The sequence below is a fragment of the Enterococcus durans genome, assembly GCF_002277935.1.
Lineage (GTDB): Bacteria > Bacillota > Bacilli > Lactobacillales > Enterococcaceae > Enterococcus_B > Enterococcus_B durans.
Genome location: NZ_CP022930.1, coordinates 2,266,180 through 2,284,981, shown reverse-complemented (window position 1 = coordinate 2,284,981; position 18,802 = coordinate 2,266,180). Strand labels below are relative to the sequence as shown.

Genomic DNA, 18,802 nt, shown 5'->3' with positions numbered 1-18,802 from the left:
TAGCCCACATCCGCCCCTATAATAAAACTTTATGGCTTTTTTCTCATTTTTATTCACATTTTACGATAACCTGTTTGTTACAAAAAACGTAGATTTGTCACAAAGTGTCATGAAGCTATTACCTATGAAATATTTCCACGTGTTAAAGTAATCCTCGTTGAACACAACAAATACTTTTTAAAACGACGAAGGAGATTTTACATGAAATCACTTAAAACATTATTTTTAGGAACAACTTTGGCTGCCGGCACTCTATTCTTTATGGGTACATCTGCACATGCGGACGAAGCTTATACCGTTCAATCAGGTGATACACTATCAACGATTTCTCAAAAATACGTTGGTGACAACTCCTTGATCCAAACTATTGCAGAACATAATTCGATTTCAAATATTAACCTGATCTATTCAGGTCAACAATTAACGATCCCTACAGGAGACCAAGCAGCAGTTGCAGAAACAACTTACTCTGCACCTCAAGAAACACAAGCACAACCAGCTGCCGCACCTGTCCAACAAGAAGCAGTTCAATCTGCTCCTGCAGAAGCAGCACAACCTGTTGTGACTGAAACTGCAGCACCAGCTACAAGTAGCTCAGCGAAAGAATGGATTGCTCAAAGAGAATCAAGCGGTTCTTACACAGCAACTAATGGCCGTTACATCGGACGTTACCAATTAGATGCTTCATACTTGAATGGTGACTACTCTGCTGCTAACCAAGAACGTGTAGCCGATCAATATGTTACTTCACGTTATGGTTCATGGGATGCTGCCCAAGCATTCTGGTTAGCTAACGGTTGGTACTAAGCTAAAAAATAAAAAGATAGATAGCCTTTTGACAGGTTATCTATCTTTTTTTATTTTTTCAGAAAAACTGGTCTTCCATCTTCGTACTAACAGAAGTAAAATAAAAGAAACATTTTTAGGAGGTTTCTTTATGCCCATTGAGCGCACCAATTCAACCATATTATCCGCCCAGATAGAAGATAAGCTACTTTCTCAAGTCAATAATTTCCAAAACAGTCCGGATTTTCAATCACAAATGAAATGGCCTTCCTCTTCATTCGTTGATACCCCCTGCACATCTGATTTTCATTCAGAACATTACCTTGCTACAGAAGAGTATCAGCTTTTCGCAGACCTTAACTTCGTATCTCCAAATGACTCATATAGCAGTTTGCGGGTAGACAATACAATACCTCTCTCTTTAAATCAACAAGAAATCAATCCAACAATACCAGTCGGGAAAAATAATCGCAAAAGATCGTTTCGCTTTGAGCGAACACAAAAAGCAGCCCACGCACTTTTGACTAACCCTAACCACTCCTACAAAGAGATTGCTAAAGAATATCAGATTTCATATACAACTATCACCTACATCAAAAAACAGCTAGGAGTGAGATCTACCTACCGTGCTGAGAAATTCCAACGTGTTGAACAAAAATTGAGGGAACATCCAAATTCCACTTATAAAGAACTCCAGGAAGAGTTTAATATATCCACTAAAACAATTTATAAAATAAAAAAGAAGCTGTCACATCTATCTAATCAGCAAAGAAAAATACATAAAAACTTAAGCCATACATCCTCTCAAATCGAAAAAAACAGCATGAAAAAAATCCAAGAAAGATTCTCTTTAGAAACAAAAGTCATTCAACAGCCCAGAAACGAAACAATATCACAGCCTTTAGTGAGATATTAGTCTTTCTTCGATTCCAAACTAGACTAGCACTTACTACTTCTGAGATTGCTTTATTTTTTTGATCGCCCAATCATAATGGCTAGCTGTCGAAGAAATAAAGTAACTCCCTAGAGTCGTGTTCCCTGTCCAGTCAAATTTTTTCTTTTCAAATAGCTCAGCATTATCAAATTCCTCTGCTAATGACATCACTTGTTCATGTGTTTGATGCACGAAGGATTTTGCAACGGAATTTTCTCTTGCTTCCGATTCTTTTGGACCCAATTTAGTAAAAGCTGATGCCACTCATAAAGATGGATCAAAACATCTTTTAAGTCTTTATCTCTTCGCCAATGGGCCTCTTTTTTCTTCGCTAAAAACGCTTCATCAAATAAGAATGGTGCTTGCTGTTCTTCTTCACTCAATTTTGCAATCTGTTCCCATAGTTCAGAAAATTTTTGATTCGCTGCTACAATCAATTCATCTTTTGATTTTGGTCTCATGTACTTCCTCCTATTATTTTCTGTCTTAACACGTTTTATTTTTATATTTTGATTGTAACAAACACTCGCAGATCCAGCGAATGATTACAGGTATTTGGAAAAAAGCATTGTAATTCCCATGATATTTTGCTAAAGTACGTCTCAAACAGACAAAATGTATGAATATTCTGACTAATCACCCATTACTCGTTTGTTTAGAACTTTTAGGAGGTATTTTTATGAACGCAATTTTTAATGGTCAACTTATTCCCAAAGATGAAATCACTATTTCACCTGATGATCGCGGCTATCATTTCGGGGATGGTCTATATGAAGTAGTCCGTGTTTACGATCAACAGATGTTCATGTTTTCAGAACATTTCGATCGTTTAAAGGTTGGGGCTGAGAAAATCCATTTAACTCTTCCATTCGAAAAACATGAACTTCAAGAACAATTTCAACAACTTATCCAGAAAAACCATGTGAGTGAAGGAGAAATCTATTTTCAAATTTCTCGAGGAATCGTATCGCCCAGACAGCATCTGATCCCAGATTCTAAGAAGACAACACCGATTTATCTCGCCTACACGATCCCCATTGAACGACCCGTTGCAATGCAAAAAAACGGAATCCGCGCAACGGTCATTGAAGATACCCGCTGGTTACATTGTGACATCAAATCATTAAGTCTGATTGGCAATATCCTCTCACTCGATGAAGCTGCCAGAAAAGGATTCGATGACGCTATTTTACAAAGAGACGGAAAGATCACAGAAGCATCTGCCTCAAATGTCTGGTTTGTCGTTGACGACATTTTATATACCCACCCTGATGGCAACCTTGTTTTGCCAGGTATCACTAAAATGTAGATTTTAAAATTAGCCCGTGCAAATGGACTAAAAGTCTGTGAAACTCCTTTTTCTGTCACTCAGTTAGATAAAATCACTGAATGTTTTATTTCCAATAGTATTTATGAAATCGTACCAGTCATTTCAATCGACGGTAAACAGATTGCTGATGGCCAGTGTGGAGCAATCACCAAGAAACTACAAACACTTTATATTGACTCTATCCGCACTTCACATTGATTTTTTCAATCTATTCATTGATCGTAACTCAGGATAAAAATTGGAGGAAATGTCATGGTATTAAATGAAGATTTTCAAGTAGCTGTTCCTACTGCTTTTTATGAAGATGAAACCTTAAATTTAAAAGCCACGTTACAACATATTGATTATTTGGCTACTCAAGGTGTTCAATCAGTTTTAGTAGGCGGCTCAACTGGCGAACAACATTCATTGACGTTACTAGAAAAATTACAGTTACTTGACGCGCTAAAAAAGCTAAATACACGTAATGATTTGGAAATCATTTTTGGTGTATCTAGTATTCGCCAAAAAGAGGCAGAGATCCTCGCTCAAAAAATCAATACTTCGAATGAAGTCACAGGAATCTTATTAGGTTTTCCTCCTTATATTCTTCCTTCACAACAGGAAGCTATTTCCTATGCGAAATCGGTGATCTCCTTCGCCAATAAGCCAACGATACTCTACAACAATCCGCGTCGTACCGGCTTTGACATTACTATAGACACCTATTTGACACTTTTAAAAGACGATTGGGTCATCGGAATAAAAGAAGCCGGAGATCCAGCTCATCTTCCTGAACTTCTCGCCAAAATAGAAAAACCTTTAAAAGTCTACATGGGTGGTGAATCAGCTGTAACAGAAAAACTAGCTTTAGGATTCAATGCTATTTCTTCTATTGCTGGAAATATTTATCCCACAGAAATCAAGCAATGGTTTACTGAATTGAAAAATAAACAACCCTCCTCTGATCAAACGATTGCTACAAAAATCGAGGAGTTATACGCCCATTCCCCACTTCCTTACGTAAAAAGCAAAATAAGCGAAAATGAAGGTATTTCTTTTGGAATCTGCCGCCGACCATTAGGAAATAATGAATAATGTAGATTAGCCAACAATAAATATTTGTAAAAATAATCTCACTCCAATCACTCATTCATCTATTTTGAGAGTGACTTACTGCGTTCTTATCCTTCTATCAAGTTCGTGTCAAAGAGACTGGGACAGAAGTGTTTAACTCCGAGAAATAAGAAGAAATGAACGAAAATTGCTTTTCAAATTTTTGTGAATTTCGGCTTATTTCCGAAGGAGTTGCTTCTGCTCCCGCCGTATACTCGAGAGTCTGTAGCAAAACTGATTTTTAGATTTGTCCCACACTCGTTTTAATTTTTCATTTGCTATGAACAGACTATTCTTTACACTTTACAGGTGTTCATGCTAGATACCTATTTTCTATTTTTAGCAACAAACACGAAGCGGTGTTGCATGTTAAAAATGCTACCATGCCTCAACAACTCTTCATACAATGAAAGTAGCTCTTCAAAATTTTTTTCCACTGAAAAATCAGGATATTCCCATTTGATCGTTCGTAAATAATAGATCAAACCAGGCATATCGAAAAAAAGTTGTTTTAAATAGGCTTCATCCTCCCGTAAAATGTCAAAATCAGCTTTTTCCAATTCTTTTTTTACAGTTGCAAGATGAAAATCAAAACTTTCCTTCTTATACCCTTTAAGCAACCGCGAAGCTAGATTTACTCCATTGAAATCCCCAACTTGCTGCGAGATAAACAAGCCATCTTTTTTAAGCACGCGTTTTACTTCTGTTAGCGAAAATGATTCATGGGAATTGATAACCAAGTCGAATGAGTCATCTGGAAACGCTAAATATCCATCTTTTTCTACAAATTGAACTGTCACACCTTTGGGCTGTAAATCGTTTACTAACAATTCATAATTAGGTAAATAGCCTTCTGTTACAGCAGTTTTTCTATAAGGATGATGGAAAGTCTGTAGTAACTCCCCTCCACCAGTTCCCATATCCAAAAGCATCATTTCTTTACTTAAATGTGTTAGAACCAACTCTCGGTAATTCCAAACTGGCTCTTCGCAGTACCACCGATCGTTTAAATAGGAAAAATCCCAGCCAGAAAACTCTTTTTGTCTCTTTTCACTTTGTAACCATTCTTTTTTTAATCGTTGTTCATCCATTTGATTAGCTCCCTTAGTCTTTGAGTTTTTTTAGGGTCGATATCAATTGGTTGGATAACTCCAGTACTCGATATAGTTCTATCCAACCAACTATATCAAGTAGTTACTTCGACGTTTTGCCATTTGCTTTCTCCTTATTTGTTTATGTAACTATCATATCATGAAATCGCTTTCTATAATATATCTATTTAACTTAACCCAGAACGAGTACTCGTTAAAATTTAAAACTTCTATTTAGCTATCCCGTAATCTTGGTTTTAGAATTTATTCATTGCTATAATGGCGTATAAAAACATATACTGTTTAAACACGTTAAATGGTGCTAGATATCAAGAAAACAAGGTATGCAAGCAACGCTGTCCTCTGATTTTTCAGTATGCAAGTCATGCTTTCTTGAAAAACAAAGAGGAAATTCTTATGATGAACTCACATCAAGGAAGGAAAATAAAAAATGGAATTTGGCGATAAAATCAAAGAACTACGTAGACAAAATAAACTCACACAGGAGCAATTTGCAACAAAATTAACTGTTACTAGACAGGCGGTATCCAATTGGGAAAACAATCGAAACCTACCTGATCTAGAAATGTTGATTTTGATTTCCACTATTTTTCATCTTTCACTTGATGAATTGATTTTAGGAGGAAACAACATGAATCATCTGACAGAAAAATTAATCAACGACAGTAGTAAAACAAAACGAGCAAAGTACAATATGATCACTGCTCTCATTGGTTCCTTGTTATTATTCTTAGGATTCTTCTGCTTTTTTATCAAATCCACCTCAGTTGAATATATCGACACTGCAGGAATCCTACATGAAAACTTTTATTTACTTGGGCTTGGCTACATCTTTTTATTCTCCGGTATCCTAGTTTTTCTAGGAACAGGAATCAGCTATCTTCTAGCCGTTGTAAAAAAACGATCCTAGCATTTCAAGAAAAATATATAGAAAATAAACTAAGTAACTTATCATCGAATCAGACCTTTGCGGTAAATTACTTAGTTTATTGTGGAAATGTAACTTTTTATTTCACGTGCAAATCAGATATCCTCACTACATCCCTTATTTTGATTCAATAACTTCTCAATTGCACTCTGCTCCCTATTACATAGACAATTTATATCGTTAGACATTCTAAAAAAACAGGTAAAATCATCACTTACTTTTTTAAGAATTCAATTTTGACACTCAAATTTGTGATGAGGTATTTCTTCTAACTATAAATACGATTAGAAAAATAAAAGAATGATTTTTACTCATTTGTAGAAAGATAGCAGAAACTATTTTGCTATAATAAAATGTAAATCATTACTTTAAAAAATCTAATTCACCACAGTGATTCATTGATCTACTCCCACTGTCTTTTTAATGATTACTATTTTTTAAAATCACTCTTTAATAATTAAGCAAAAAAAAATTTTTTAAATGCTGTTAAATCAGTATTTCCAACTATGTAAAAGAACTTTTACACTGTTTTTTCAACTAAAATAAAGATATTTGATAGTTGAAAAAAAACGATTGATCTATTCTTTAGGAAGAAGGAGCGAATAAAATGAACCTAAGTAAACAAATCAAAAAATTTAGGAAGCAATGTGATTTTTCACAAGAAGAATTAGCCGAGAAGTTATTTGTTTCACGACAGACTATTTCCAACTGGGAGAACGAGCGTAGTTATCCTGATGTCCATAACCTGTTATTACTCAGTGTTCTTTTTGATGTTTCTTTAGATGAATTAGTCAAAGGAGATGTTGAAAAAATGAAAGAAAAAATTTCTGCAGTAAACATGGATAAATATACTAAAATCATGATGATTTTTAGTATATTATCTGCTATCTCGATTGGACCATCCTTATTTTTACCAAATTATTGGTGGATCGCCCCACCACTTATACTATGGTTGATCTCTATGTATGCAGCATTGAAAATCGAAAAAATAAAAAAAGAAAGCGATGTTCAAACGTATAAAGAAATCGTGGCATTTATCGAAAATAAAGATGTTGATTCAGTTAGAAAATTAAGAAACAAGAAAAAAGATCTTATGTCAAAAATTTTCATTGTATCTATGTACTCGCTCATCTTCGGTATCATTGTATTGATCATGTGTATCCCTTTTATATTGAGTCGTTGAGCAAATCAAAAAAGCCAATCAATTTGGAAACTTACCCAATAACTTGAAACAGAATAAAACGTGTCTCTTGCTGGATGACTTTAACCCAGTAAGAGACACTTTTTAAATGGAAAGTGGAAATAGCATCTTAGTTACTAGTTGGCTGTGCTTTTATTCCAGATTGATGCTATTGTTTCCTTCAAAAACCTTTTTTGCTCTTTTAGCAATCGCCCATGTCGTTGAAAAATCAATAGACGCCCCTACACCAGCGCCTACAACCGGAACTACTTTTACTAAATTAATTGTTCCCTTTGCTCCAGCCTTAGTTATAAACCTAAATCCTATTCTTTGATTTATTTTAGTTAAAACTTTACCCGGAATTTTATTTACCGCGTTTAAAGCAATTTTATTCCCTACTTGCACACCTGTGTTTTTAAATGTATCTGCTATAGCATTGCCAACTAAGCAACTATAAACAAAAGTCTGAACCTCATCATCTCTCAAATCATACCCTCTAATCAATGCAATAGCAGCTACCATTCTCATTTGAACATATATAGGCAACAACCTTCTTGTTCAAGTTTCTTTATTTTATGATGGACATCAAAAAGTGCGCTCCCTTACTCAGGAAACGCACTTTCTCCATATTTTTCAACTTCTTGAACCCGCCGATACAAGCTATTAGCGTGAATCTTTAGCTGTAGACTAATTTCTTTTACAGAAAATACTTCTTCAATGACTAGTTTTACAGCGACAATTTTAAACATTTTATCACATGAGCATCTTGGTATAATCTGGATTCTCGCTTTCCCTTAACTTTTTATCTAGTTTATTATACCAAGTCCAGTTTTATGAGTGTACTACATTTTGGTCTAACTTTTAGAGGTTAATACAATTTTCTTACCTGAATATCTAATTGTTTCCTCCCTCACCAATGATCAATTGTTTCTTTACATTGTACAATCTTGTATACTTTTCTAATAATGAATGCATCTCAGATGCTCTTTTTGGATTTGGTGAAAATTTTTCGTAGACTGTTTTCGTAGAGAAAGTTGGATATGCTGATTTTAATGCACCGAACGAAACTGCTTCGTCCATCTTTATAACTTTTACCTCCATATTTAAAACATCAGCTTTCATTTGTAGCCACAAGGAATTATTAATAGCTGGACCAATCACGGCTAAACGTTTTATACTTTCTAAAGGAAAACAATTAGCTACGTATTTCATCTCCAAAGACAATCCTACTAAAATTCCTAGCAAGATATCTTTTGACGTTGTATCAAGTTTCAAACCGTACAAAAGCCCTTTCGATTTACTGTTTTTAAAAGGTGCTCCTGAACCATTTAAATGAGGCAGAAACAATAATGAGTCGTTCAGTTTTACATGATTATTCATATAGTCTTGATACAAATTTTCACATTCTTTTAGAAATGATAAATTACTCTTATTGAATAACTCTTGGTACCAAGCAAAAGCGCTACCTCCAGTAGGCATGGAAGAGAATAACGTATAATATTGAGGCCTTGTATAAATTCCATTCGATAATGAATGTTCCAGGTGTTTATTATCGTTAAAATTAGTATCACTAATCAATAGCAACCCTTCCGTTGTTCCTGTTGAATTTAACAATTCATCAGGCTCTAATCCTATTCCCAATGCTCCAACCATATGATCATGTCCAGCAATTCTCACAGAAATATGCTCTTTATTTAATTCTCCACTATCTGTATAACCCACTATCTCTCCAGAACGGACAACTTCAGGAAAGCAAATTATCTCCTCGAGTTCAAACATTTTCAAAATTTCTTTTGACCACTGTCTTTTGTTTAAATCATAGCAAAGTGTTCGACTTGCCATAGAAAATTCAGTTTTCATTTCCCCTGTCAAAAAGAAGCACAGCAAATCAGGAATATTGAGCCAAGTTAACGGCTGAGATGTAGAGATTTTTAACTCTTCCACCATCCATTTTATTTTAGGTAAACTATAATTAGTATGCGCAGGAAGCCCAGTAATATCATAAATTTTTTCTTTTTCCTCGTCTGTTAAACGATCAATATATTTGGTAGCTCTCTTATCATACCAAGCAATCAACGGCGTAATGATATCTCCATTATTATCAACAAGAACCCCAGCTTCACCAACACTGGAAATGTTGATTGAATCAATATTTCCAGTGTTGGTAGAAATAAACGTTTTTAAAATCGTTGAAAGTCGATACCAAATCGACTCTAAATCAAATAGCTCTCCAAAAGTATCTTCTTTTTTATCTGTTTGAAATGTTTCTCTATCAATTAATTTTCCTGTAGTAATTTCAAATAAAGATACTTTAGAATTCGTTGTTCCAACATCAATTGTGATAGCTAGATTTCCACTCATTTAGAAGTTCCTTCATCGATCAAATGAGTTTGTTTATACGTTACTTTATAAATCCAGAATATAATTACTCCAACTACAGGAATCAAACCAAGAGCAAGAATATTTCCGTTGAATATTTGTAATAGCCAGAATCTTAATGGATTCCCTCCATCTAAGAAACTAGATACTAATCCACTCGATCCTTCTGGAAAACTGAAATTTACATCTTTTGCCATGCCTGTAATAAAAGGTGCAATTGCTGATGCAATATACAGATCACCAATTATAATTGGAATAGCAATTATTACAGCTCTAAATACATTTCCTTTTGTTGATAAAACAACCATTGAAGCCATTACAGCTAAATTTGCTAAATCACCTAATGGCAAAACAGTATTTCCAGGTAAAACAAATGCTAGAAGAACTGCAATTGGTGTTAATAATAAAGCTGTAGAAATAATTGCTGGATTACCAACAGCGACTGCAATATCTAGCCCTATATATAAATCATCTCTATCTGGATATCGTTCATTTAAAAACTTTTTGATTGCTTCTGATAAAGGCAATAATCCTTCCATCAAAATACGCACCATACGAGGCAAAATAAACATTACTGCACCGATACTAATACCTGTTGTTAAAATCCCTTGAAGATCATATCCCGCAACAATACCTAGAAGCAAACCAAGAACTGTACCTACCATCATTGGCTCACCAAAAATGCCGAATCGTTTTTGAATTGTCATAGGATTGATATCAATATTTCGGACACCAGGAATCATATCAATAATTTTATTTCCGATTAAACCAATAGGGAAAAAGGTAATTGAAGAGACCGTTGGTAATGAGATTCCTTCCAAACCAAAATATTCTGCTCCCATTGGCGCTGCCCAGTCTGCTAATTTAAACACAATAATCGCAATGACTGCTGAAGCTAATATTCCCAACCAGAAACTACCTGTGCTATAATATACTAAGGTTCCTGCTAGTGCAAAATGCCAGTAATTCCACATATCGACATCAACTGTTCGTGTTTGTTTAATGGCAATCATGATAACATTGATCAACATAGTCAAAGGAATAACGAATGGGGCGATTGGTGATCCCCATGTAATTGCTGATAAAGGCGGCCAACCTAAGTCAACTACAGGGAGATTAATGCCAGTTTGTTCTACCATAGCTTGTGCTGCAGGACCTACATTGTTTGTTAAAATATCGAAAATTGCATAAATACCAACAAATCCAATACCAACGGTTAATGACGAGCGTAATGCTTTGGCAGGCTTTATTTTAAAGAACAATGCTAAAATAAATAACACTAAAGGCAACATTACAGTGGGACCAAATCCTAGAATATACTGCACACCATCATACAATTTTGCTCCAATATCTCCCATATTATTCACCTTCTGTTAACTCAGAATAAATACTGTTCAATACTTTATCTTCATTAATTCCTGTAATTAAAGCTAAACCATTGATAATAGGTACATCTAATTCGTACGGAATTTTTAATGTTGAAACAATCAAGTCTGCATTATCAGAATTTGACTGTACCGAAGCAACATTTGTCTGAGAGTAATTGACATCTGTTAACCCTCTTTCTTTCAAAAATCCCATTACCTTTTCAGCTACAGCTGTTGAAGTTGCAATTCCTGTTGCACATACAAATAATAGATTTTTAGTCATTTTATTTCCCTCCAATTTTTAAAGTTGAATCTCTTCTTTTGCAATTTTATAAATTTCTTCTTTTGTTCCATTTTTTATTTTTGTCAAAACATCTTCTTGATTCAAAATACCCATTAATTTTTGCAACACATTTAATTGCTTATTTGAATGCCCTAAGGCTAATAAAAATATGATGGAAACATCGATTTTTTCATCATTCATTCCACCCATAACTTCCATTTGAATTGGAGTTTTTAATGTGGCAATGGTTACTTTATTATTTATTACAAATTCTGCATCTGTATGTGGAATTGCTACTCCATAGGGTTGAGTTGGTAACCCGGTTGGAAAAGTATGTTCACGGTCAATAACTTGGTTAGGAAAACTTTCTACAACATCTTCATTTTTAATTAATGGTTGAGCCAATAATGGAATCAATTCATTGAAGTCATTGACTTTTAAATCGACAAAAATATTTTCTAATTCTGTTAATGATGTACTCAAGATTTTTGCACCACACTATTCATATTTAAAATCTTATTATAAACGGTCTCTAACACTGAATCTTCAGCATGCTGTAATACTTTAATTAGATTTGCTTCATTGGGATTAGATTCATACGCCCGCCCTACGCTTCGAATATAACTTTGTCGCAAATCACTCGCAATATTGATTTTAGCAACATTATAATTCACCATTTGTTGAATATGCTCGTCAGGAATACCAGATCCTCCATGAATGACTAATGGTACTGGAGAGACTTCATTTATTTCTTTCAGTAAACTAAAATCAATTTTGGGTTCATCCTCCAAACCATGTACATTTCCTACTGAGATCGCTAGCATATCGCAACCAGTTCGTTCCACAAACTCTTTCACTTGAGTTGGATCCGTTTTACAATCAGCTTCTGATACATGGTCATCTTCTTTTCCTAAAATTGCCCCTAGTTCTGCTTCCACTGGAACACCATATGCTTTTGCAAAATCTACCGCTTTTTTGGTAAAAGCAATATTCTCTTCAAAATCAAAAGCTGCTCCATCGATCATAACCGAAGTAAAACCTGCACGAATTGCTTTTTTTACATCTTCAAATTTTTTCCCGTGGTCTAAATGTAATGCAATAGGTGTATCCATATTCTCGGCATAACGAGAAACCATGTCTACTAGATAATCATATCCAGCTAATGAAATATTTGTAGGTGCAACTTGAATAAATGTGGGAATCCCACTTTTTTCCACAGCTTGTAAAATTCCAACAGTGGTTTCTAAATTTGTTGTATTAAAGGCACCTGCAATTACTTTTCTTTCTTTGATAATGTCCAATAATGTATATCCATTTACTAATGGCATTTAAATTTCCTCCCTTTGTAGAATTGTTCCAAGGTAGTATTTATTAGCCTTTAACCATACATTACCGAATTCGATTGGCGTTCCTCCTTCCAAGTAAACAAGCTGTTCAAGGTGTAATACTGGTGAGTCTGGAGCTACTTCCAATTCTTTTGCTCTTTTTTCCCCAACTACTCTTGCAGCATATCTACTTTCAGAGAAAGCAATTTTTGTACCAGTAATCTGCTCTATTACTTTAAATAAACTTTCTAAATTAAAATCATGCTTTTCAATACCTTTACATAAATTACTATTTAATCGATTTTCGATTAACATTACTTTTTCGCCTTCAACATACCGAATTCGTTTCATATACAGATACTCATCACCAACATTAATACCTAACTTAGAAGCAATTTCCTTCGTTGCTTTATGAAATTCAGAAGCGATGACTTTGGTCTCATAAGACAATTTTTGGCTTTCCAACGATTCAGCAAAAGATAAGAGTCCTTTCCCTAATGGGTAAGAAATATTCCCTTCAGTTACATAAGTACCTTTTCCTTGAATTTGCTGTAAAAGTCCTTCTTCAACCAGCATATTTACCGCTTTCTTCACTGTGCCTCTACTCACTTCTAGATCTGCCATAATTTGATTTTCAGACGGTATTTTTTCCCCCTTTCCCCACTCTTCTGCGTAGATTCCATTGCGTAAATAATCTGCGACTTGAAGATAAATTGGCTTTGAGACTTCACGATTTATAATCATTCAAACACCTCCTTATTTCTTTACATACAAGCATACACAACAGTAGACAACTTTGAACCATCATGTACAACTGTGTACAAGTAGATTGTAAACGGTAACAAGATAAAAGTAAAGACTTTTTTGGCTAATACTATTTTTCGCATAAGCAATAATTCTCCATTGTCAAAAAAGAGACAATAGAAAAATAGGCTCTATACTTTTTGATGTTAATGAACTGTGCCTACATCTTTTTTGTGGGACAAAAATATAGAAAAGAGACACTGGAAAGCTTTAGTTTTGATTATCGCAGCTTCTATGATTTTCGTGCACGGATGTACATCAGGGACTGATCTTTGAAACCTAAAAAATATGCGACACACAGCACACGCCGCATATCGCACTAAGTTTTATCCAAATTTGACTCCACCAACACGATTTGACGAAGAGACAAAATTCTGCATAACAAAAAACTCTTTTATCAACTTTGTCTAAAAGTCAATAAAAGAGTTCAGAAGTTATTTACTCATTAGATATGGTAACCGTATCGAAAATACCCTCATTTCATCTGGTATCCGAAGTCCAAAAAATCAGCTCAGACTACATACTCAATGAATAACGTTGTTAAATCAACGAAAATCTTTATCGGATCCCCAATGCGATTCTTGCATAACGACTCATTTTATCAGTCGTCCAAGCTGGGTACCAGACAAGTTTCACTTCAACTTTGGATACTTCTGGTACTTCTTTCAATGCATCGTGGATGGAATCAGTCAAGATATCAGCTAATGGGCACCCCATCGTCGTCAATGTCATTTTGATGACTGTTTCTCCATTTTCTGGATCAAAATCTACTTCATATATCAAGCCTAGATTGACGATATCGATACCTAACTCTGGATCGATGACCATTTCTAATGCGGCTAAGATTTGTTCTTTGATTGCTTCAACTTCTTGTGCTGACCATTCTCGGTTCGCTTCGCTCATTCTGCACACTCCTTCATGCGATTTTCATTTATCATACTCTTTTTTTAGATGTTTGTAAATGAGAATCAAGAACATCTATTCTCATTTAGCTTGCTTCCTCAACAGTAAAAACTACCGCTAATCTAAAATAAGTACATTACTTATTTTTTTCGTGCAGTATTTTTTATTTCTGGAAAAACACCCGTTGACCGGTACATTTTTTGTTCGGATTCATTCGCAAATCGGCCAAAAACAGAATGGGTCGGCAAAATGTTGATAAAGGCATCATCATCTATTTCATGTACGATTTGATCTAGATCATACATTTCATAACGCGTGATCACCATCATGATCATTTTTCCTTCTTTTTTAGAATATCCACCGACTGATGGCAGCAAAGTCATTCCACGTACCATTTTTTGTGAGATAGCTTCGGTCACCAAATCGGGTCTGACTGTCACGATCATTGCCGTGACCTTTTGATGGCTCGTATGGATAGCATCTATCACTTGTGTCATGGCATAAATCGAAATAATCGTATATAATGCACTTTCCCAATTAAAGAGGAATCCGGCAATCACCACAATGATCCCATTCAGTAGCAACATATAGTTTCCAACTGTTTTACCTGTAGTTTGTGACAGAACCAATGAGATGATGTCCATTCCACCAGTCGTAAATCCCATCTTTAGTGATAAGCCAACTCCCACACCTAGTAAAACGCCGCCTACTAATGCATTCATCAATATGTTATCCGTAACTTGTCCTGTAGGTAATAGTGTAGTCATTACCGAGACTGCTACGACATTGACAAAACTCAGGATCGTTGCCCGTTTCCCAACTTTCAGAAAACCTAAGATAAAAACAGGGATATTCAAAATAAAGATAAAGGCACCTGTATCCACTTGTATGTGGAACCATTCAGATAATAGCGAGGCAATGATCTGGGCGATCCCATTCATCCCTGCAGAAAAGACGTTTGCAGGAATCAAAAAATAATTCAAGGCAATCGCTGCGGTCAGTCCGGTGACTAAAACGACCACTATTTTTTTCAATTTTTCATTTCTTTGATACACAGTCATGATCTTGCTCACAAGCACCTCTTCCTTCCATTGTTATTCCAAGTGTAAGAATAACAGGTTCTCAATTAAATGAAAATACTTCGCACATAAATGAGAAGAATTTTAGTAAAGATTCAAAAAAAATTTCTTGCTATGATACAATAAAAGAAAAAAGTAAAAAGGAGAACGTATATGGCAAAGGATGCAAGTTTCGATATCGTTTCAGAAGTATCGATGGAGGAAGTAAAAAATGCGATCCAACAAACCATCAAAGAATTAACGAATCGTTTTGATTTTAAAGGTTCGATGATTGAAATCAAGCTAGAAAATAATCAACTAGTAGTCGTTGGAGACGATGATTTTAAAATTGAGCAGATCAAGGATGTCCTTTTAGGAAAATTGAACAAACGGAATGTACCGATTAAAAATATCCATTTTTCTGATTCTAAACATGCACTAGGTGGAAAAGCTCGTCAAACGGCTGAATTGGTGAGTGGCATCGACCGTGAAAATGCGAAAAAAATCACTACAGAAATCAAGAACTCTAAAATGAAAGTCAAAGCACAGATCCAAGAAGATCAAATCCGTGTAACAGGTAAAAACCGTGATGACTTGCAGGCTGTTATTGCTTTGTTGAGAAAGTTAGATTTGCCGATCGAATTACAATTCACGAACTACCGTTGAGTGAGAATCAAGTTAATGACACAACAATGCATGATCTGGATTCCAGAGAAGTTAATGCTTCTTCTAGGACCCAGATCATTTTTTATATTTAAGCGAATCATTCGTTCAAAGCTCTGCGGGGATTCAACCCTTTCTAGTTGTCCAAAATCGGTGGATTTCACTAGATAGTTCATTTATATTATTGACGTTTTTAGCCTGGTGCCAATGGTTTGGGAACAATTGACGGTAATTTCTGGTTGCGAACCGTCGATCAGCTAAGACGACGATTCCTTCATCTGTCGTATCTCGAATGACACGACCTGCTGCTTGTAATACCTTGTTCATGCCTGGTAACTGATAGGCATAGGCAAATCCAAGATTGTCTTTTTCATCGTAGTACTCTTTGATCAATTCTTGTTCATGGTTCATTTGTGGTAATCCTACACCGACGATCATGCTACCAATCAAACGTGTTCCTCTTAGATCGATTCCTTCCGAAAAAATGCCTCCTAGGACACAAAATGCCACTAAGGTCTCTGCAGGATCGATTTTAAAATTGGCTAAAAAATCTTCTCTTTCCGTTTCGTTCATCACTGTCTCTTGGATCAACACACGAACTTCAGGATAACGCTCCTTAAATGCCTCTACTGTTTGATCCAGATATTGATATGATGGGAAAAAGATAAAGTAGTTTCCTGTTTTCCCTGATATGAATTGGTTGATAGTTTCAACTAACCTAGGTGAACTTTCTTCTCTTTTTCGATAAGTCGTTTCGATATAATTAGCAATCAATACCTGTTGATTTTCTTCTGGAAAGGGACTTGGTAAACGATAAGCTAAACTCTCCTTTCCGCCTAGTGTTTCTTGATAATAGGACAATGGTGAAAAACTAGCAGAAAAAAGTAGACTGCTTCTCCCCTTATCTAACGATTGCTCTAAAAATAAACTAGGATCGATACAAAACTCTTTGATCACAAAATCGTGGTAAGTCTTCTCGACCGTCGTTTCATAATGATCATCATAGAATTCACTGATTTTTAAAAAATGTAGGAGATCGAAGTAGAATGGCAGGATCGTTTCTTGAATCGCATGTTCAGGAAATTCTGCCAACCATTCCTGTATGACTTCACTCAGCTGATACCCCGCTGTGATCAAGGATTCAGCTGGCGCTTTTTGGTGGTGGTAGTCCCAACCGCCTTCGTTGGATAGCTCTTGGATCTTATCAAATTCTTTCAACAATTTATTGATGCGCCGACGAAGCTTTTTAAATTCTTTCGGCACGATCGCATAGACATTCTTCGCACCTCGATAGGATAACTCTGCTGAATACATTTCTCTGGAACGATTGACTAGATTATGTGCTTCATCAATGAGGAAGATATTGTCCTCGTTCTTTTCTTCTTCAAAGAACCTTCTTAAATAAACAGTGGGATCGAATAAATAGTTATAATCACCGATAATGACATCGCACCATAGGCTAACGTCTAAAGACAATTCGAATGGGCATAATGTATGTTTTTTGGCATACGTTTCAATGACTTCTCTAGTTATCTGATTTTCATGATTCAATAGATCCCATAGTCCTTCATTGATGCGGTCATAATAACCATTTGCATACGGGCATTGATCGGGGTTACAGGTGGTTTCATCTAAAAAGCAGATTTTATCTTTTGCGGTCAACGTCACACTTTTAACTTCAGCACCCGCATCATTGAATGCGACCATCGCGTCTTCTGCGACTTGTCTCGTGATCGTTTTAGCTGTCAAATAAAATACCCGTTCACCTGATTCCTCACCGATTGCTTTCAACGTAGGAAACAAAGTCGAAACTGTTTTCCCTGTTCCTGTTGGTGCTTCAGCAAATAGCTTTTGCTTTGTCTTGATCGTTTTATACGCTGCTACAGCTAGTTCCCTCTGTCCCTTCCGATAGTTATCATGGGGAAATTTCAGAGCCATCAACGAGGCATTTCTAACCGTCCGCCAGTTTTCTCGAAAAATCATCCATTCTTCATAGTCTGCTATCAGTTTTTTAAAAAACTCGTCTAACTGTTCAATAGTTTGATACTCCGTTTTTCTGGTGATCTGCTCTTCTGTTGTTTGAAAGTACGTCAATTGTAAATTGATTTCTGTTAATTCTTGTTTATGGCAATAAATATACGCATAAACTCGCGCTTGATGAAAAAATAGATCAACTTGTTCCTGTTCTAGATCTTCAAATCGAGGTTCTGAAGTTTTGATTTCATCTATATAATAAAGACCATCTTTTTGAAAAATACCATCTGCGCGACCTTCGATTGTTAATTGAATATCGTCTAACTCTACAGTTGTTTTTAAAAAGACTTCCTTTTCGTAGGTTTCCCCTGCTTCTTTTTGTAATTTTCGATGGATCTTGGCGCCCTCTAATGCGGTATGGTTACTTTTTTTACGATTATCGATACTTCCGCGCCTCAAGATGAATTCTACTAGATTTCGTACCGAGATTTTTGACTGTTTCACCCATTCCGCCTCCTTTGTGTATAAGATTACCTGAAAAAAGAAAGTTACGCAAAGATACAAAAAAACACCCTGCTGATTAGGCAGGGATATAGGATATAGAATTTGGATTTTTGGATGAGTTAACTGTAACAAGTACATATTAAAAAGCAATGAAAACTTCCTTCCCTTACGTTTAAA

18 protein-coding genes and 4 pseudogenes are annotated in these 18,802 nt (G+C 35.5%); 8 read left to right on the top strand and 14 right to left on the bottom strand.

All coding sequences use genetic code 11. The annotated features are described in order from the left end of the window. Positions 1 to 201: 201 nt before the first annotated feature. Complete coding sequence (gene apf, locus CJZ72_RS10895) at positions 202 to 807, top strand: aggregation-promoting factor (RefSeq protein ID WP_081133473.1); 606 nt, start codon at positions 202 to 204, stop codon at positions 805 to 807. A 28-nt stretch (positions 808 to 835) separates the two neighbouring features. After that, the gene (locus CJZ72_RS10890) at positions 836 to 1,702 is read left to right on the top strand and encodes a hypothetical protein (RefSeq protein WP_232509738.1); all 867 of its coding nucleotides are present in this window, start codon (positions 836 to 838) and stop codon (positions 1,700 to 1,702) included. A 33-nt stretch (positions 1,703 to 1,735) separates the two neighbouring features. On the opposite strand, the pseudogene CJZ72_RS10885 reads toward CJZ72_RS10890, so the two are convergent. Continuing rightward, positions 1,736 to 2,181: pseudogene (locus CJZ72_RS10885) on the bottom strand (ClbS/DfsB family four-helix bundle protein). 218 nt (positions 2,182 to 2,399) lie between these two features. On the opposite strand from CJZ72_RS10885, the pseudogene dat reads away from it, so the two are divergent. From dat to CJZ72_RS15130, 3 genes and pseudogenes are all read left to right on the top strand, one after another. After that, positions 2,400 to 3,248 (top strand): annotated as a pseudogene (gene dat / locus CJZ72_RS10880) (D-amino-acid transaminase). 54 nt (positions 3,249 to 3,302) lie between these two features. Then, positions 3,303 to 4,127, top strand: a complete 825-nt coding sequence (locus tag CJZ72_RS10875; RefSeq protein ID WP_081133472.1) for a dihydrodipicolinate synthase family protein — start codon at positions 3,303 to 3,305, stop codon at positions 4,125 to 4,127. A 96-nt stretch (positions 4,128 to 4,223) separates the two neighbouring features. Beyond that, positions 4,224 to 4,412 (top strand): annotated as a pseudogene (locus CJZ72_RS15130) (hypothetical protein). Between the two features lie 59 nt (positions 4,413 to 4,471). Here CJZ72_RS15130 and CJZ72_RS10865 read toward each other — a convergent pair. Beyond that, the gene (locus CJZ72_RS10865) at positions 4,472 to 5,236 is read right to left on the bottom strand and encodes a class I SAM-dependent methyltransferase (protein ID WP_095443830.1); all 765 of its coding nucleotides are present in this window, start codon (positions 5,234 to 5,236) and stop codon (positions 4,472 to 4,474) included. A 451-nt stretch (positions 5,237 to 5,687) separates the two neighbouring features. Between CJZ72_RS10865 and CJZ72_RS10860 the strand changes: the two genes are divergently transcribed. Together CJZ72_RS10860 and CJZ72_RS10855 are read left to right on the top strand one after the other, a co-directional pair. Further along, positions 5,688 to 6,167: a DUF3955 domain-containing protein gene (locus tag CJZ72_RS10860; RefSeq protein WP_095443829.1), complete on the top strand. Its 480-nt coding sequence runs from the start codon at positions 5,688 to 5,690 to the stop codon at positions 6,165 to 6,167. Between the two features lie 625 nt (positions 6,168 to 6,792). Then, on the top strand, positions 6,793 to 7,368 hold the full coding sequence (locus CJZ72_RS10855; protein WP_081133470.1) for a helix-turn-helix domain-containing protein: 576 nt from the start codon (positions 6,793 to 6,795) through the stop codon (positions 7,366 to 7,368). 150 nt (positions 7,369 to 7,518) lie between these two features. Here CJZ72_RS10855 and CJZ72_RS10850 read toward each other — a convergent pair whose 3' ends face one another. The 11 genes and pseudogenes from CJZ72_RS10850 to CJZ72_RS10810 all read right to left on the bottom strand — a co-directional run bounded on the left by CJZ72_RS10850 (position 7,519) and on the right by CJZ72_RS10810 (position 15,487). After that, a complete protein-coding gene (locus CJZ72_RS10850; RefSeq protein WP_211355387.1) occupies positions 7,519 to 7,887 on the bottom strand; it encodes a hypothetical protein in 369 nt (122 codons plus the stop codon). Between the two features lie 83 nt (positions 7,888 to 7,970). Further along, positions 7,971 to 8,114: pseudogene (locus CJZ72_RS14410) on the bottom strand (transposase); the annotation flags it as partial. Positions 8,115 to 8,259: 145 nt separating this feature from the next. Beyond that, positions 8,260 to 9,726 carry an FGGY-family carbohydrate kinase gene (locus CJZ72_RS10845; protein WP_081133469.1) on the bottom strand — a complete coding sequence of 489 codons (1,467 nt, stop codon included), beginning with the start codon at positions 9,724 to 9,726 and terminating at the stop codon, positions 8,260 to 8,262. Next, positions 9,723 to 11,102: a PTS galactitol transporter subunit IIC gene (locus CJZ72_RS10840; protein ID WP_081133468.1), complete on the bottom strand. Its 1,380-nt coding sequence runs from the start codon at positions 11,100 to 11,102 to the stop codon at positions 9,723 to 9,725. Before CJZ72_RS10840 ends, CJZ72_RS10845 begins: the two co-directional genes overlap by 4 nt. Position 11,103: 1 nt before the next feature. After that, a complete protein-coding gene (locus CJZ72_RS10835; protein ID WP_095443828.1) occupies positions 11,104 to 11,394 on the bottom strand; it encodes a PTS sugar transporter subunit IIB in 291 nt (96 codons plus the stop codon). An 18-nt stretch (positions 11,395 to 11,412) separates the two neighbouring features. Beyond that, a complete protein-coding gene (locus CJZ72_RS10830) occupies positions 11,413 to 11,877 on the bottom strand; it encodes a PTS sugar transporter subunit IIA (protein ID WP_081133466.1) in 465 nt (154 codons plus the stop codon). After that, on the bottom strand, positions 11,874 to 12,722 hold the full coding sequence (locus CJZ72_RS10825; protein WP_081133465.1) for a class II aldolase: 849 nt from the start codon (positions 12,720 to 12,722) through the stop codon (positions 11,874 to 11,876). The genes CJZ72_RS10830 and CJZ72_RS10825 overlap by 4 nt, the downstream gene beginning before the upstream one ends. After that, the gene (locus CJZ72_RS10820) at positions 12,723 to 13,463 is read right to left on the bottom strand and encodes a GntR family transcriptional regulator (protein WP_081133464.1); all 741 of its coding nucleotides are present in this window, start codon (positions 13,461 to 13,463) and stop codon (positions 12,723 to 12,725) included. Positions 13,464 to 13,483: 20 nt separating this feature from the next. Continuing rightward, positions 13,484 to 13,606 carry a hypothetical protein gene (locus CJZ72_RS14940; protein WP_258547460.1) on the bottom strand — a complete coding sequence of 41 codons (123 nt, stop codon included), beginning with the start codon at positions 13,604 to 13,606 and terminating at the stop codon, positions 13,484 to 13,486. Between the two features lie 475 nt (positions 13,607 to 14,081). Then, entirely contained in the window at positions 14,082 to 14,426 is a 345-nt protein-coding gene (locus CJZ72_RS10815) for a metal-sulfur cluster assembly factor (RefSeq protein WP_005875052.1), read from the bottom strand. A gap of 140 nt (positions 14,427 to 14,566) precedes the next feature. Next, entirely contained in the window at positions 14,567 to 15,487 is a 921-nt protein-coding gene (locus CJZ72_RS10810) for a YitT family protein (RefSeq protein ID WP_081133646.1), read from the bottom strand. A gap of 171 nt (positions 15,488 to 15,658) precedes the next feature. On the opposite strand from CJZ72_RS10810, the gene CJZ72_RS10805 reads away from it, so the two are divergent. Then, the gene (locus CJZ72_RS10805) at positions 15,659 to 16,150 is read left to right on the top strand and encodes a YajQ family cyclic di-GMP-binding protein (RefSeq protein ID WP_095443827.1); all 492 of its coding nucleotides are present in this window, start codon (positions 15,659 to 15,661) and stop codon (positions 16,148 to 16,150) included. 123 nt (positions 16,151 to 16,273) lie between these two features. Here CJZ72_RS10805 and CJZ72_RS10800 read toward each other — a convergent pair whose 3' ends face one another. Beyond that, complete coding sequence (locus tag CJZ72_RS10800; protein ID WP_095443826.1) at positions 16,274 to 18,625, bottom strand: helicase C-terminal domain-containing protein; 2,352 nt, start codon at positions 18,623 to 18,625, stop codon at positions 16,274 to 16,276. Positions 18,626 to 18,802: the final 177 nt, after the last annotated feature.

Bases quoted from the DNA above. Each gene is read 5' to 3' on its own strand.
- CJZ72_RS10840 (WP_081133468.1), bottom strand. From the start codon at position 11,102: ATGGGAGATATTGGAGCAAAATTGTATGATGGTGTGCAGTATATTCTA.
- CJZ72_RS10860 (WP_095443829.1), top strand. From the start codon at position 5,688: ATGGAATTTGGCGATAAAATCAAAGAACTACGTAGACAAAATAAACTC.
- CJZ72_RS10855 (WP_081133470.1), top strand. From the start codon at position 6,793: ATGAACCTAAGTAAACAAATCAAAAAATTTAGGAAGCAATGTGATTTT.
- CJZ72_RS10820 (WP_081133464.1), bottom strand. From the start codon at position 13,463: ATGATTATAAATCGTGAAGTCTCAAAGCCAATTTATCTTCAAGTCGCA.
- CJZ72_RS14940 (WP_258547460.1), bottom strand. From the start codon at position 13,606: ATGCGAAAAATAGTATTAGCCAAAAAAGTCTTTACTTTTATCTTGTTA.
- CJZ72_RS10810 (WP_081133646.1), bottom strand. From the start codon at position 15,487: ATGACTGTGTATCAAAGAAATGAAAAATTGAAAAAAATAGTGGTCGTT.
- apf (WP_081133473.1), top strand. From the start codon at position 202: ATGAAATCACTTAAAACATTATTTTTAGGAACAACTTTGGCTGCCGGC.
- CJZ72_RS10805 (WP_095443827.1), top strand. From the start codon at position 15,659: ATGGCAAAGGATGCAAGTTTCGATATCGTTTCAGAAGTATCGATGGAG.
- CJZ72_RS10825 (WP_081133465.1), bottom strand. From the start codon at position 12,722: ATGCCATTAGTAAATGGATATACATTATTGGACATTATCAAAGAAAGA.
- CJZ72_RS10850 (WP_211355387.1), bottom strand. From the start codon at position 7,887: ATGGTAGCTGCTATTGCATTGATTAGAGGGTATGATTTGAGAGATGAT.
- CJZ72_RS10875 (WP_081133472.1), top strand. From the start codon at position 3,303: ATGGTATTAAATGAAGATTTTCAAGTAGCTGTTCCTACTGCTTTTTAT.
- CJZ72_RS10815 (WP_005875052.1), bottom strand. From the start codon at position 14,426: ATGAGCGAAGCGAACCGAGAATGGTCAGCACAAGAAGTTGAAGCAATC.
- CJZ72_RS10865 (WP_095443830.1), bottom strand. From the start codon at position 5,236: ATGGATGAACAACGATTAAAAAAAGAATGGTTACAAAGTGAAAAGAGA.
- CJZ72_RS10835 (WP_095443828.1), bottom strand. From the start codon at position 11,394: ATGACTAAAAATCTATTATTTGTATGTGCAACAGGAATTGCAACTTCA.
- CJZ72_RS10845 (WP_081133469.1), bottom strand. From the start codon at position 9,726: ATGAGTGGAAATCTAGCTATCACAATTGATGTTGGAACAACGAATTCT.